A 14,562-nucleotide genomic window follows, 5' to 3' on the forward strand; every position below is an offset into this window, starting at 1 on the left:
TTCGCAAGAGATGCGATGGATGTCTGGTGATTTGTAGTCATAAATTTTAGTCCCCACTTGTTTTTAAGTGGGGACTAAATTAAGGCTTATAGGATGAATTCATAAGGTGTGTTCAGCGGACGCTTACGAACTGTCAATCTAACATTCAGTTTTTCACTCGTATTTCATTCGATACCTGTAGCTGGTAGCCATAGTTACATTAGACCTCTTTCATAAATCATTTTTTGCTCATTTCCAAGTTGTAGATTCCAGCGATTAAATTGAATCTCAAACCAAGCCTTTTACCTCTATTTCGATAACGCTCAGCAAGGATTTTGAAGGTTTTCAGGCTGCCAAATACATGCTCAATTCCGATTCTTCTTTTATTGATTTCTTGATTATAGATTTTCAATTCAGGATCCAATTTACAGTGTCTTTTGGCTTTTAATGGCAACAGGCTATTCGGATACAACACATAAATCCCCTGATAGCCTTTATCTGCAAGGATAAAAGCCCCAAAAGGAATCTGGTTTAAATTGCGTTTGAACAACTCGAAATCATGCACTGCACCGCGACTGGTACATAAACTCAGAATTTGCTGAGTTTTGTAGTGAATCATGGCCTGTACTTTAAAGGTATGGGTCTTTTTCTTGCCGCTATAGCTTTTCTTCTGTTTTTTTAGGCCTTTGGATTGGAATTTCCGTGGCATCCACGATCACAACATTCCAGTCGATGCCTTCGCCCTCGGGTAAATCTTTGGGTAAATTAAACAGATTGGACCGAATCAGGCAGTCTTCAACATGACGGACAATTCTTGAGGCTGTGGGCTCTGAAACCCCGTAACTCGTCGCAACGTGAAATAAGGTTCGGTATTCCCGCCAATAGCTCAGACAGAGCAGAACCTGATCCTCCAGGCTTAACTTGGGCGGTCTGCCTTTGGCAGAGACATGCTTCTGCAATTGCTCAACCATCAAATAGAAAGTTGACCATGAGATGCCTGTGTATCGCTTGAACTGAGGATCAGAAAGCTTGTTTGAATCGATGTATTTCATCCGCAGATTATGCACGAATGCCAAGAAATCCGGAGTGCAAATATTAACCAAAAAGAAGATCGTTTTTTGATTTATGAAAGAGATCTATTATGCTAATACTCGCTTATGCTCAAAATTAATAGTTTAGATATAATCTTGTAGTACTCCGCATTTAGCTTTCGTGAAAGTCTTATTTACCCATGCTTGGTGTTATTTCACCTCTTTTGTAAATAAACTAGTGTCATGAATACTTTTTTTTGAAAATCGCGCAGCACCAACTTCCTGATCAGGAGCATTAATTCCCTCTTGGCTTAACATTACCTTAGCGGTTTTAAACATAATTTTAAAATCAAACCAAATATTATACTGTTCAATATATTGCACATCTAATTCAAATTTTTCTTCCCAAGATAAATTGTTGCGTCCACTCACCTGAGCAAGCCCTGTCATACCCGGTTTTACCTCATGGCGTCGCATTTGTTCATCTGTATAATGTTCTAGAAATTCTTTCATTTGAGGGCGAGGCCCAACAATACTCATATCTCCTTTTAAAACATTAATCAGTTGAGGCATTTCGTCTAAGCTGGTTGAACGTATCTTCTGTCCAAATGATGTGATACGAAATTCATCAGGCAAAAGATTGCCATCTTTATCTACTGCATTTCTCATAGAGCGGAACTTAATCATTTTAAATAATTTACCATTTTTACCCGGGCGTTCTTGGTAAAAGAAAATGGGGGAGCCTAAATTTTTCCGCACTTTATAGCTCATAATGGCTTTGTTGCATAAACATTCAAAAGCTGAGTTTTCCCCAATCCATTCAAATTTAAGTGACAACTTGGGTGTGAGGTCTACCTAATTCCGTAAATCTATTCAGAACTGCCACACGCGCATGAACTTCATTGACCTGACTTTGAAAATGTCTTGCCGTCAGCTTATCTCCTAATAATTTGATGCAATGCATCTTGGTTTCCACCAAACTGCGACGGTGATAGCCCGACCATTTTTTCCATAGGGTTCTGCCTAAATGCTTAACCGTTTGAAGTAACTCATTTCGTTCTATTGAACTGATTTTAGAATCTTTCCAGGGCTTGGCATTCTTCCTGGGTGGAATTACTGCATGTGCTTGACGATCTGAAATCACTTGTCTGCAGCACTTCGTGTCGTACGCCCCATCGGTATAGACAGAATCTATTCGCTCATTTGGTGGGATTTGATCCAGTAAATCACCTAGTACTTGTGAATCACTGACATTATTTGTCGTAAGCTGAACGGCACGTATTTGCAGTGTTTCAGCATCTATACCAATATGCAGCTTACGCCATTGCCGACGGTATTCAGGCTGATGTTTCTTACGCTTCCATTCACCTTCACCTAAAAATTTTAAACCCGTAGAGTCGACGAGTAGGTGTAACCCATCACGACTTTTCTGATAGCTTATCGCAATATCAATATGCTTTTGTCGTCTACAGAGGGTGGAGTACGAATATCACTGATATTCGGGGCTGCTCAGCCACAGAGTTTAATCAGGCTTTGAGCAAAGCCAGTGACCATACGTAAAGAAAGACGGAATAGAGATTTGATCATTAAACAGCATTGAATCGCTGTATCGGAATAAGTTTGATTTCGTCCGTGCTTGCCTTGTGGTTGTGCATACCATTGGGTCTTAGGATCAAACCAGATTGAAATATTTCCTCGCTTGATTAAAGCTTGGTTATACGAGGACCAATTGGTTGTACGGTAAGTTTTAGGTGCAGGCTTCTTCATCTGGAAATTATATTGCTAAAGAAGCCCTCAAGAATAGCTTTGTGCAACAAAGCCGCTATAAAACCAAAACAAAAACCAGTTGATCTTTTTGAATAAAAAAAACCAGCCATTGCTGGTTTTTTTATTTTTTTAAAGCTCTACCAAACTGCGATATTTGCTTGCTAAAAAACCACCCATTCTGCAAGATTTCTCAAAATTTTCTGCTAAGATGGAATGAACCTCAACGATAACATTAGATTGGAATAATACATGAGCAAGGCCTTACCGATTGCTGTCGCTGTTCTTCTAGGCGGTGCCGCGCTAGTACCTGTTTACTATGCAACTCAAAACCCAGCTGCTCAAACGACTAAAGCATCTAAAGATGCCTCTGCTGTTTCTAAAATCAGCTATGCTCTCGGTTATGAAGTGGCTCATCAAACCCCACCTGAACTCGATATTAATAGCTTTGTGACAGGCGTACGTGAAGGACATGCGCGTACTGAACCGGCGTATACTGAAGAAGAATTACAGGCAGCTTACGAACAGTTCCAGAAAGAAATGCAGCAAAAGCAACTCGATAGCACTAAACAGGCACAAGCATCGAGTGACAGTTTCCTGACCGAAAATGCCAAAAAAGCGGGTGTAAAAACCACAGCTTCCGGTTTGCAATACCTAGTGACCAAAGAAGGCACGGGCAAACAGCCGGCTGCTTCTTCAATCGTGAAAGTCCATTACACCGGCAAACTGGTGGATGGTACTGTATTTGACAGTTCGGTTGAACGTGGCGAGCCGATTGAGTTTCCACTCAATCAAGTGATTCCAGGCTGGACTGAAGGCCTGCAACTGATGAAAGAAGGCGGTAAAGCGACCCTGTATATCCCATCTCAACTTGGTTATGGTGAACAAGGCGTGCCAGGGACGATTCCTCCACACAGTACTTTGATTTTTGATGTGGAACTCATTGAAGTCAAATAATCTATAAATAAGGAGAGCAATGCGCTCTCCTTTATTTTGAGAATAAATATGAAAATACAAATAAGTTTGATGGTTTTACTGCTAAGTTCTGGCAATCTGCTTGCCAAAGATGTGACCAATAAAAGCCCGGAAGCTGAACAGGTCGGTTATAGCTTTGGTTATCTGATGGGGAAAAGTAATGCCGACTCTTTGCAAGGGATTGATCTGGACGCTTTCAGTGCCGGTTTAAAAGCTGCTGCTGCCGGAAAACAGTCCACTTTAACTGAAGAAGACATGGCTCGAGTGCTGACTCAGTTTAAACGTCAAAGTGAAGCCAAAGAGCTGATTGAATTAAAACAAAAAGCTGAAGAAAACAGCAAAATTGGTCAGGCTTTTCTGACAGAAAATGCCAAAAAAGCAGGGATAAAAACGACTAAATCTGGCCTGCAATATCAGATTCTTCAGGAAGGCAAAGGCAAATCGCCAAAAGCCGATAGCAATGTCCGCGTACATTATGAAGGCCGTTTGATTGATGGCACGGTTTTTGACAGTTCAATTGCCCGTAATCAGCCTGTGGTCTTCCGTACCACCCAAGTGATTACCGGTTGGACTGAAGGCCTGCAACTGATGAAAGAAGGTGCCAAATACCGCTTCTTCATTCCTGCAGAACTGGCCTATGGACAAATTGGTTCAGGTGATGTGATTGAGCCAAATAGTACCTTAATTTTTGATGTGGAATTACTGGAAATTATGAAGTAATCAATACTGTTTTTTTAAATATTCAATCAGAGAGGCGCGATAGCGGCCTCTCTTTTTTATATGGATGAAGCATAATTAATCGAATGTTTTCATGTCACATTCAGATCAGTTTTGCTATGTTATATGTTAATTAAACGGTTCAACAAGAATAGAGGACGTCAGCATGGCAGCAATCAAGACCCGTGAAATTCATTATACTGCGCCGGATGGTAGTGCATTGATTGGCTATTTTGCCGCTCCAGAAACAGATACACCCCTTGCAGGTGTGCTGGTCGCACCAGAATGGTGGGGTCGTAATGAATATACCGAACAGCGCGCTCGCGAACTTGCAGAACATGGCTATTCGGCCTTGGCGATTGACATGTATGGTGACAAAAAAGTGACCACCCATTCTGATCAGGCCTACCAGTGGATGATGCAGACCTTTGAATATCCGGACACCATCGTTGATCGTGCAACAGCAGCTTTAAATACCTTGGCAGCACAGGATGAAGTCAATGCAGAGAAACTTGCTGCCATCGGTTTTTGCTACGGCGGTAAAGTGGTGCTGGATCTGGCGCGTGCCAATGCCCCTTTAAAAGCAGTGACCACCTTCCACGGGACACTTGCTGCCAAAGCACCGGCTCAAAAAGGTCAGGTTCAGGCCGAAATTCTAGTCTTGCACGGTGAGCTAGACAGCATGGTCACCTTAGATGATGTCGCCAGTTTCCGTGAAGAAATGCATGCGGCCAACGTCGAGCATGAGGTGATTGTCTTTGAAGATGCCAAACATGGCTTTAGCAACCCGCTCGCCGACGAACGGGCCAAAGCCAATGGCGTGGATCTTGGTTACAATGCTGAAGCGGAACAAAAAAGCTTGGCGGCGATGTATGCCTTATTGGAACGTCATTTGGCTTAAATAGATATAAGTGCTCGACTTGAAATCAAGCTGAGCACTTTAAAGAATCATTGAAGAAAAGAACGATAAATCCTACCAGAGGAGAATGCTGACTATGGCTGAAACCAACTGCCCTTACTGTAACTATGACGAATATGATGTCATTGCCAAAAATGATTATGGTGTGGTGCTGCCTGAACCGAATTCATTATCCGAAGGTCACTGTGTGATTATTCCATTGCGGCATGTGGCCTCGTTTTTCGAAGTGACGGACAAAGAACGTAAAAGCCTGATGTCTTTGCTCGAACAGGCACGTAATGAGCTCCATTTACGTTACCAGCCCGCCGGTTTCCATGTCGGTTTTATTGATGGTGAGGTATTTCAGGAAAAGGTCGAACATCTGCATATTCATATTATTCCGCGCTATAAAGACAAAGTATTGAAGCTGGATGAACGCTGGGGGATTAGCGACTAAATCTTTGCTGTTTTAAAATAAATGCTCTTCGGAGCATTTATTGTTTGTGTTATTAAGCCGATATCCATACACACTACTCCGCAGTTTTTATCTACTTTTCACATTTCAGGCCTGCCGATTCCACTATAATGGCTGCTGCTTATTCGGTTACTATTTATCCATGTTTGTATTTTCAGATGCCCTGTTAGAATGGTTTGATGTGCATGGTCGTCATGACTTGCCCTGGCAGGTGACAGATGATCCCTACAAAGTCTGGGTCTCTGAAATCATGTTGCAACAAACCCAAGTCAAAACTGTGCTGCAATATTATGAACGCTTTATCCAGCGTTTTCCGACCGTTCAGGACTTGGGTCAAGCCTCTTGGGATGAGGTCGCACCGTACTGGGCAGGACTGGGCTATTATGCCCGTGCCCGTAACCTGCACAAAGCTGCCGGCATGGTGACAGCACAGCAGCAGTTTCCCCAAACTCTGGAACAATGGATTGCCTTGCCGGGGATCGGCCGTTCCACCGCTGGTGCCTTAATGTCACTGGGTTTACGCCAATACGGCGTGATCATGGATGGCAATGTCAAACGGGTCTTGTCGCGTTTCTTCGCGATTGAAGATGATCTGTCCAAACCTATCCATGAACGTGCCTTATGGCAACTGGCCGAAGAATTATGTCCGGTCGAACGTAATCATGACTATACCCAGGCGATTATGGATCTCGGTGCTACGGTCTGCACTCCGAAAAAACCTCTGTGCCTATACTGTCCGATGCAGCAACATTGCAAAGCGCATCAGCAAGGTCTGGAAAATGAATTACCATTCAAGAAAGCCAAAAAACCGGTGCCAGTGCGCTCAGCACAGGTCTTGCTGATTCAGTCCGGTGAAGAATGGCTCTGGCAACAACGACCGAACAGTGGCCTGTGGGGCGGACTCTGGTGCTTGCCGATTATTGAAAATGCCCATGAATTCGAACAGCAATGTCAGCAGCTTGGCCTGAAAAATATCCTCAAAAAAGTCCAGATCAGCCACAGTTTCACCCACTTCACCTGGCAGCTTGAAGCAATCGTTTTCGCAGTGGATCAGGATCAGCAGGAACATCTGGCAATTGAACTGCAAGGCAACTGGATGCGTCCAGAGACAGCCATTGATTGCGGTCTGCCGACAGCAATGAAAAAATTGATCTCTGCCGTTAACCTATGACATAGTCTGGACAAAGCATCATATCGATCAGCTCAGAATGAGCATTGCCAATATTTAAGGATGAATAACGTGCGCCAATACCTTGCTTTGACCTGGGTGGCTTTGATTGCCATATTACTGACCGCCTGTAGCAGTACGCCGAAACAACCTTCTTCTGCACAGTTAAATCCGCTACTGGTACAAAAACTGCAAAATAAGCGAATGCCTTCTTCACTGCCCATCCCGGTGGCACGTGTACAGGCACGTGAATTACAGGATACTTGGGGGGCGTCGCGCAGTCGCGGACGTTTGCATGAGGGCATTGACATCATGGCTCCACGTGGAACCAAAGTCTTTAGTGCCACAGAAGGTCTGATTGCAGATTTACGCAATAACAATTTGGGTGGTAAAGTAGTCTGGATTCTCGGTCCGGGCGGCTCCTGGCATTATTATGCACATCTGGATGGACATAAACGTGGCCTGAAAGTAGGTAATGCTGTCAAAAAAGGCCAGCTTATCGGCTATGTCGGCAATAGCGGTAATGCCCGACATACTGCACCACATCTGCATTATGGAATTTATTTAGAAGGCAAGGGGCGCGGTGTGGTCAACCCCTACCCCTATTTACGTTAATTTTAGGATATTTACATGTCAGAAACGTTGATCAACCGTCTGGTAGAATTTGCTGAATCAGGCAATCAACAAAAAATCGTACTGAATGGTCAAAGCTATCAGGGCTGGGTGATGGAAATTACCGAGGAAGCCTTGCTAATCAGTACCGGTTATGCCGACAAAAGTGGTAAAGACATGTGGATTCAATTTAGCGATCTGGATCAGGCTGAACTGTCTTACTGGGATAATCAGCAAGATCAATGGGTTGTGTTTAAATTATAAAACTATAAAAATAAGGAGCATGGCATGACTCTGCAACGCTGTGGCTGGTGCTCCAATGATCCGCTATATATCACCTATCATGATCAGGAATGGGGACAAGCCCTGCTGGATGAAAATCGCCTGTTTGAAATGCTGTGTCTGGAAGGACAGCAGGCCGGTCTAGCCTGGATTACCATCCTTAGAAAACGTGAAGCGTATCGTGAACATTTTTTTCAATATTCCATTCAGTCGATTGCAGCACTTACAGATCAACAACTCGAACTCAAGCTTAAGGATGCCCGCCTGATCCGTCATCGTGGCAAACTGCATGCCATTCGCGAGAATGCTCAAGCATGGCTCAAGCTGCAACAGCAAGGCATCAATTTAGGGCAATGGCTCTGGTCTTTTGCCCAGCAACCACGACTGAATAATGATGTTGCGGATTATCGTCAGGCAGCGGCACAGACTATCGAAAGCCAGATCATGTCAAAAGCCTTAAAAAAGGCCGGTTTTAAATTTGTCGGACCCACCATTTGCTATGCCTTTATGCAGGCCGTCGGTATGGTCGATGATCACGAAAATCATTGTCACTTTAAAACAAGATCCTCCCATTCAAAGAAGAGCTGAATTTATGTCGAATAATATTATCCACGCTTATGCTGCAATGTCAGCCGGTACAGAACTCGAACCTTATCAATTCGATGCTGGTGAACTACAGCCACATCAGGTCGAAGTCAAAGTAGAATACTGTGGCCTGTGTCATTCTGATATTTCAGTCCTCAATAATGACTGGGGTTCATCCGTTTATCCGGTCGTGGCTGGACACGAGATTATTGGCATCATCACGCAACTGGGTGGCGAAGCCAAAGGCCTGAAAGTGGGACAACGGGTTGGCATTGGCTGGACTGCGGAAAGCTGCCAGTATTGCGATCCGTGTATTTCAGGTCAGCAGGTACTCTGTACTGGCGGCCAAGTGGCGACTATTGTCGGACATGCCGGTGGTTTTGCCGACAAGGTCCGTGCTGGCTGGCAATGGGTCATTCCTCTGCCTGAAGATCTGGATCCTGAAAGTGCCGGCCCTCTGCTCTGTGGCGGCATTACCGTATTTGATCCAATCCTGAAGCATCAGATTCAGGCTATTCATCATGTTGGCGTGATCGGGATTGGGGGTCTGGGTCATATCGCAATTAAACTGCTCAAAGCTTGGGGCTGTGAGATTACGGCTTTCACATCAAATCTGGACAAGACCGATGAGCTGAAAGCCATGGGCGCAGATCATGTGGTGAATAGTCGTGATGTTGCTGCCCTAAAGGCACAGCGTGGCAAGTTCGATTTATTGCTGAGTACGGTCAATGTCACCTTGAACTGGCAGGCTTATCTGGCCACTCTGGCACCGAACGGTACAGTACATATGCTCGGTCTCCCTTTAGAACCGATGCAGATTCCGGCGGGCATGCTGATTGGTGGTGCCAAGTCAGTTACTGGTTCACCAACCGGTTCGCCGGCGGCACTGCGTCAGTTACTCCAATTTGCCGCACGTAAAAACATTGCGCCACAAATTGAAGTCTTCCCGATGTCACAGCTGAATCAGGCCATTGAACATCTGCATTCCGGTAAAGCGCGTTACCGGATTGTACTTAAAGCGGATTTTGAAGCTTAAACTCTGCCTGTTTCAATCTGTCAAAAAGACCCAGCAATTGGGTCTTTTTTTTATTGCAATACTTCCGGCAAAACTGCAAGGCCTGCAGGCTTGGCCAGCTCTGCTTTCATCTTTTGTAGCATCTGATAAGGCTGTTGCTGCACGAACATATTTACAAAAGTTAAGGGAATCGAGCCTTCCGGATTGGCATAACCATAAGTTGAAACCTTGACCTGATTATTGGCCAGCTTTTGAAAAGTCCAATCCCCCTGATAATCGGTCAAACGCACATAATTCGGATTTAAGGGATAACCGGTCTGAATGGCTTTATTCTTGATACTAATCTGTCCATTGGCTTGCTTGATCATCTTGCCCTGTACAATCAGGTCGCGGTCTTTTAAGGGAAATGGAAAATCCAGCACCATATACAAGGTAAATTCGCCTTTTTTATCATCACGTGATAAGACCTTGATGCTGCCCATATAAGGCACCCATTGCACGGCATGCTCGATATCCAGAATCAGCGACACGGCATTTTCAATTGGTGCATGGTAGGTAGTTTCTGCCTTATATAGAAAGACCGGATTCTGCTGATCCTGATAGGTCCAGACCTTGATATTATTTTTATCAATACTCAGTTTGGGCGTATGTAGCGGCTTTGCCTGCGCAATGGTGCCAAGCACCACTGCACAGAGCAGGAAGATCATTTTTTGCATTTTATTATTCGTCTTATTTTAGTTTTAGATCTTTTTTATAAATGATTTTGACTGGATTTTAAACCTGAATATCGTTAAAACCCAGCACGTCTTTCATGTCATATTTACGTGCATCACGGCCGACCACCCAGGCAGCAGCACGTACTGCACCGCTGGCAAAGTTCATGCGGTTGGTGGCTTTATGGGTAATTTCCACACGTTCACCATCAGCAATAAACATGGCGGTATGTTCACCGACGATATCACCACCACGAATGGTCTGGAAACCAATGCTTTGACGCTCACGCGGACCGGTATGACCTTCGCGGCAGTACACAGCGTCTTCTTTCAGGTCACGGCCTAAAGCATCCGCAATCGCTTCACCCCACATAAGTGCAGTACCCGATGGTGCATCCACTTTATGACGGTGATGTGCCTCAATCACTTCGATATCCACCGTATCGCCAAAGACTTTCGATGCCAGTTCAAGCAGTTTAATCGATACGTTCACACCGACTGAATAATTCGCTGCATAAACCACAGGGGTTTCAGCTGCTGATTCATCTAAATAAGCTTTTTGCTCATCATTCATCCCCGTGGTACCAATCACGATGGCAACACCTGCTTCACGGCAGATTTTCAGATGATTGACGGTCGCTGCTGGCGCAGTGAAATCAATCACGACATCACAGTCTTTGACTACATCGGTAAGGCTACCCACCACCTTGACACCTGTTGCACCAATTCCGGCAAGTTCGCCAGCATCTGCGCCTAAGAGTGTACTTTCAGGGCGTTCTACCGCAGCCGCCAATTGATAACCTGCTTCATGCACAGCCTGAATAAGGATACGCCCCATACGACCGCCTGCACCCAAGATCCCAATGCGTGGTGTAGCTGACATAACATAGTCCTGATGTTGATCCAAAATTGCTCTTACTATAGCAAAACTGCGGAATAACACTAAGATGCATTGCATAAAAATCAATGAAAATATTCAAAGAGTGAAATCACTGATATTGATAAGAGTTTCCATCAGGTCTTTGGAATTATGGGCTAGATATCATCCAGGCCGAGCGATATGGATCAATAGTACGCATGAACCTAACCGTTATCAAAAAGCAGCTTTCAAATCAGATGGAGAACATTCAAGCTTCGGGGGCAGATTAGGATCCTTTCAATTCAGCTCAGCTTATCTCTCACTGAAGCGATGAACCTAAGTCACTTAGGAATGATCTACACAATTTTGAAAATTTTTCCACTTAAGGTACTTTGAAAGCACATCTCAAAACTGGGACGAATATCTTCACCATCTACAGTGATATGTTTTATATTGGAATGAGATTGTGTTTTAGAAAAATGATGATCGACTGTTGCTTGAATAGCGTGTTGAGCCCCAAACTGATCCTTCACACTGATACTTTGTTTAAGCATATCTATACCTTTAATAATAGTTAAAGTGGCAAAATATCCACTAAAAATTTGATGTTTCTTAATTTTATCTTTAAATAACTTTATGATTTAGCTTAAATAATTGATTTAGAGAAGTATAGAATGTACGGCCATCTAAGTTTAAATCTACCTCAACTCCAGATGAAAGAAGAACTCTTTTACCCACTTCAATTCTTTTTAAACCCTGACGTGTATTTTGCATTTTATTGAGAGGAATTAATGAAACAATAATTTCAGTACCATTTTTAGATTTTGCAATTAAATCATTTATTTTTAACAACTTGAATCCTGTTTTTCTAAAGATTTTTCCAATTTGGAAAATAACTTAAAATTAAATTTTGAACGATAAAAAAAGCACTTATTAAGTGCTTTTTTTACTGTTTATTCTTGCTTAGATAGCAACAATATTTACAGCATTCGGTCCTTTTTGACCTTGAGCTACACTGAATTCAACCAGTTGGCCTTCCATTAAGGTTTTAAAACCTGAACTCGCAATTTCGCTGAAATGAGCAAAAACATCTGGACCTGATTCTTGTTGAATAAAACCAAAACCTTTAGTTTCGTTGAACCACTTTACAGTACCTTTAACAACATTTGAGTTTGACATAATATATCCTACTAATTTTTTAATAATTTTTAGTCAATTTATTGACTGAATATAACTTTGAAATAATAAAGAATGAGACTTAAAATCTGAAAAAAACGAAGGATTATGACTAAAACTGCGATACTTAAAGAAGATTTACCGAAACAAGACTTTTTTCTAGTTAAGTTAACTATACACGAAAAATTTAATTAATCAAGTTTTCTTATATATATATTTATTTTATTTATTAAAAAATGAAATTTTAAAAATTTATAGTGATTTCAACAAGATTAAGCTTTCATTGTCATGATAATAAAATAAGAGTATTCTGCTGTACTGGTAAATTTGATAAGTAATGAATGCGATTATATAGCTCGGTAATAACAATATTGGCCTTTTTAATTTCGGCAATGATGCTTTTTTCTCACTTACAAAATATCTATCACCCTCCAAATTTGGACTCATACTTTCTATTTAGATAGTCAAATATAAAAACAGAAACCGCTTTTTAGGCGGTTTTTATGTTTAAGCGATACCTATCAAACAATAAGATAACTATCAACTAATAAATAGCATCTTCTAATCTAGAGTATCTTATCTACATAATAAAAAAGGACGCCGCAGCGTCCTTCTTTATTTTCATTCGATCAATCAAACAAACGATCAAAGAATGATTTTTTCTTTGGTGAGGATTTGCTGTCTTCCCCATCCATGGTTTCTTGCAGTTCTTTTAACAGTTCACGTTGACGTGCACTTAAGTTCACTGGAGTTTCCACCACAATACGGCACAGCAAGTCACCTTGCATGCTGGTACGTACCGGTTTAACACCCTTACCACGTAAGCGGAACAGTTTACCCGTTTGCGTACCTTCAGGAATTTTCAAGCTAACACGGCCATCCAGCGTAGGAATCTGAACTTCCTTACCTAAGGCTGCATCAGCAATCGATACCGGCACATCCATATACAGGTCAGCGCCATCACGCTGGAAGATTTCGTGCTCACGCACCACCACTTCTACGTACAAGTCACCTGACTGACCATCACGGATCGCTTCACCCTTACCGGTCAAGCGTACGCGGTCGCCATTGTCCACACCCGCAGGAATAGTGACTTCCAGAGTTTGCTGACGATCCGACACACCCGAACCATGACATTTATTACATGGGTTCTTGATGATCTTGCCCTGACCACGACAGGTGCTACAGGTTTGCTGTACCGAGAAGAAACCTTGCTGCATACGCACTTGACCGGCACCATGACAGGTACGGCAGGTTTCCACATCATTTGGATTTTTTGAACCCTTACCATCACAGGCATCACACGGTGCCGGTGCAGTAAAGGTAATAGTTTTCTTGACGCCTTTGACCGCTTCTTCCAGGGTCAGTTCCATCACATAGCGTAAGTCAGAACCACGGCGTGCACGTTGCTGGCCACGACCACCGCCGCCACCAAAAGCGCCACCGAAAATATCACCGAACTGGCTAAAAATATCTTCTGCGCTGAAACCACCGCCGAAGCCGCCACCACCGCCCATACCACCTTCAAAGGCCTGATGGCCCATACGGTCGTACATGCTGCGCTTTTCACCATCAGAGAGCACTTCATAGGCTTCTGCTGCTTCTTTGAATTTATCTTCAGCTTCAGCATTGTCCGGGTTACGGTCTGGATGATATTTCATCGCCAACTTACGGTAGGCTTTTTTGATTTCATCATCACTAGCGGTTTTAGCGACGCCCAAAACCTCATAATAATCACGTTTAGCCATGTCTGGCGATGCTCCTCACGGAATTTTGTTTAATATTCAACTGAGGTCTGAAATTGGGGTCAAACCGAGTTTTACAAGGGGAAATATGAAAAAAATTATACGCTTTAGAACACAGCTTTATTTTGAGAGAATTTATAGATACCTTTAAACCAGGCATTGATCAGGAAAATAAAGGCAATAAAGCTGAAAATCACCCCGGTCACCACACAGGCTTTGACCCATAACTGGCTGTCCCAGGCAAAGAAAAATAGTGGAATAAACCACAGCGCAGCGAAAATCGCCAAAATGGTATAAATCACGATATTACGCATGATCCACAGCGCCTGTGCCTGTAACCAGACCTCGGCATAATCAACCTGGGTAACTTTACGTGCGAACCAGTAGGCCAATAGTCCACTAAACAGGGTAAATAAGGCCAAAAACATGAAGACATAAGCCATCGCTACGGAACGTCGCATCTTGGTTAATGTATCTTGAGTCATGTTTGGTTCAACCTCGTTACCGTATTGGCAGCTCGGCCAATGCAGCAATTACTTATTTTTTTAAATTATAAAAATCTCAGGTG

At 43.1% G+C, this 14,562-nt stretch carries 18 protein-coding genes and 2 pseudogenes; 9 read left to right on the forward strand and 11 right to left on the reverse strand.

The window, feature by feature from the left end; translation table 11 throughout:
- Window positions 1-217: 217 nt before the first annotated feature.
- From FTT73_RS13345 to FTT73_RS13360, 4 genes and pseudogenes are all read right to left on the reverse strand, one after another.
- Window positions 218-688 (reverse strand): transposase family protein, encoded by a 471-nt coding sequence (locus FTT73_RS13345; RefSeq protein WP_120366350.1) that lies wholly within the window; start codon window positions 686-688, stop codon window positions 218-220.
- Entirely contained in the window at window positions 636-1,031 is a 396-nt protein-coding gene (locus tag FTT73_RS13350; protein WP_008306679.1) for a transposase family protein, read from the reverse strand. Before FTT73_RS13350 ends, FTT73_RS13345 begins: the two co-directional genes overlap by 53 nt.
- Before the next feature lie 189 nt (window positions 1,032-1,220).
- Window positions 1,221-1,784: pseudogene (locus FTT73_RS13355) on the reverse strand (sugar transferase); the annotation flags it as partial.
- 52 nt (window positions 1,785-1,836) lie between these two features.
- Window positions 1,837-2,777 (reverse strand): annotated as a pseudogene (locus FTT73_RS13360) (IS5 family transposase).
- 249 nt (window positions 2,778-3,026) lie between these two features.
- Here FTT73_RS13360 and FTT73_RS13365 point away from each other — a divergent pair.
- From FTT73_RS13365 to FTT73_RS13405, 9 genes are all read left to right on the forward strand, one after another.
- On the forward strand, window positions 3,027-3,731 hold the full coding sequence (locus tag FTT73_RS13365) for an FKBP-type peptidyl-prolyl cis-trans isomerase (protein ID WP_005094756.1): 705 nt from the start codon (window positions 3,027-3,029) through the stop codon (window positions 3,729-3,731).
- Between the two features lie 48 nt (window positions 3,732-3,779).
- On the forward strand, window positions 3,780-4,469 hold the full coding sequence (locus FTT73_RS13370; RefSeq protein ID WP_180191553.1) for an FKBP-type peptidyl-prolyl cis-trans isomerase: 690 nt from the start codon (window positions 3,780-3,782) through the stop codon (window positions 4,467-4,469).
- Between the two features lie 163 nt (window positions 4,470-4,632).
- Entirely contained in the window at window positions 4,633-5,367 is a 735-nt protein-coding gene (locus FTT73_RS13375) for a dienelactone hydrolase family protein (RefSeq protein ID WP_180191554.1), read from the forward strand.
- Window positions 5,368-5,461: 94 nt separating this feature from the next.
- Window positions 5,462-5,821, forward strand: coding sequence for an HIT family protein (locus tag FTT73_RS13380; protein WP_155861633.1), 360 nt, complete (start codon window positions 5,462-5,464; stop codon window positions 5,819-5,821).
- 160 nt (window positions 5,822-5,981) lie between these two features.
- Complete coding sequence (gene mutY, locus FTT73_RS13385) at window positions 5,982-7,010, forward strand: A/G-specific adenine glycosylase (RefSeq protein WP_180040383.1); 1,029 nt, start codon at window positions 5,982-5,984, stop codon at window positions 7,008-7,010.
- Between the two features lie 69 nt (window positions 7,011-7,079).
- On the forward strand, window positions 7,080-7,622 hold the full coding sequence (locus tag FTT73_RS13390; RefSeq protein WP_180191555.1) for a M23 family metallopeptidase: 543 nt from the start codon (window positions 7,080-7,082) through the stop codon (window positions 7,620-7,622).
- 15 nt (window positions 7,623-7,637) lie between these two features.
- Window positions 7,638-7,883, forward strand: a complete 246-nt coding sequence (locus tag FTT73_RS13395) for a hypothetical protein (RefSeq protein ID WP_180191556.1) — start codon at window positions 7,638-7,640, stop codon at window positions 7,881-7,883.
- A 24-nt stretch (window positions 7,884-7,907) separates the two neighbouring features.
- Window positions 7,908-8,489 carry a DNA-3-methyladenine glycosylase I gene (locus FTT73_RS13400; protein ID WP_180191557.1) on the forward strand — a complete coding sequence of 194 codons (582 nt, stop codon included), beginning with the start codon at window positions 7,908-7,910 and terminating at the stop codon, window positions 8,487-8,489.
- Between the two features lie 4 nt (window positions 8,490-8,493).
- Complete coding sequence (locus FTT73_RS13405) at window positions 8,494-9,522, forward strand: NAD(P)-dependent alcohol dehydrogenase (protein WP_180191558.1); 1,029 nt, start codon at window positions 8,494-8,496, stop codon at window positions 9,520-9,522.
- A gap of 50 nt (window positions 9,523-9,572) precedes the next feature.
- Here FTT73_RS13405 and FTT73_RS13410 read toward each other — a convergent pair whose 3' ends face one another.
- The 7 genes from FTT73_RS13410 to FTT73_RS13440 form a co-directional block, all read right to left on the reverse strand.
- Window positions 9,573-10,217 carry an START domain-containing protein gene (locus tag FTT73_RS13410; RefSeq protein ID WP_005094773.1) on the reverse strand — a complete coding sequence of 215 codons (645 nt, stop codon included), beginning with the start codon at window positions 10,215-10,217 and terminating at the stop codon, window positions 9,573-9,575.
- Between the two features lie 58 nt (window positions 10,218-10,275).
- Complete coding sequence (dapB, locus tag FTT73_RS13415; RefSeq protein ID WP_005094776.1) at window positions 10,276-11,097, reverse strand: 4-hydroxy-tetrahydrodipicolinate reductase; 822 nt, start codon at window positions 11,095-11,097, stop codon at window positions 10,276-10,278.
- Window positions 11,098-11,429: 332 nt separating this feature from the next.
- Window positions 11,430-11,627, reverse strand: coding sequence for a hypothetical protein (locus FTT73_RS13420; protein ID WP_004280859.1), 198 nt, complete (start codon window positions 11,625-11,627; stop codon window positions 11,430-11,432).
- A 70-nt stretch (window positions 11,628-11,697) separates the two neighbouring features.
- Window positions 11,698-11,925: a hypothetical protein gene (locus tag FTT73_RS13425; protein ID WP_004647679.1), complete on the reverse strand. Its 228-nt coding sequence runs from the start codon at window positions 11,923-11,925 to the stop codon at window positions 11,698-11,700.
- A gap of 111 nt (window positions 11,926-12,036) precedes the next feature.
- On the reverse strand, window positions 12,037-12,252 hold the full coding sequence (locus tag FTT73_RS13430; RefSeq protein WP_004280856.1) for a cold-shock protein: 216 nt from the start codon (window positions 12,250-12,252) through the stop codon (window positions 12,037-12,039).
- A 626-nt stretch (window positions 12,253-12,878) separates the two neighbouring features.
- Window positions 12,879-13,997 (reverse strand): molecular chaperone DnaJ, encoded by a 1,119-nt coding sequence (dnaJ, locus tag FTT73_RS13435; RefSeq protein ID WP_005094779.1) that lies wholly within the window; start codon window positions 13,995-13,997, stop codon window positions 12,879-12,881.
- A 104-nt stretch (window positions 13,998-14,101) separates the two neighbouring features.
- Entirely contained in the window at window positions 14,102-14,479 is a 378-nt protein-coding gene (locus tag FTT73_RS13440) for a hypothetical protein (protein WP_005094781.1), read from the reverse strand.
- Window positions 14,480-14,562: the final 83 nt, after the last annotated feature.

This window comes from Acinetobacter sp. YH01006 (assembly GCF_013420445.1).
Classification (GTDB): Bacteria; Pseudomonadota; Gammaproteobacteria; order Pseudomonadales; family Moraxellaceae; genus Acinetobacter; species Acinetobacter pseudolwoffii.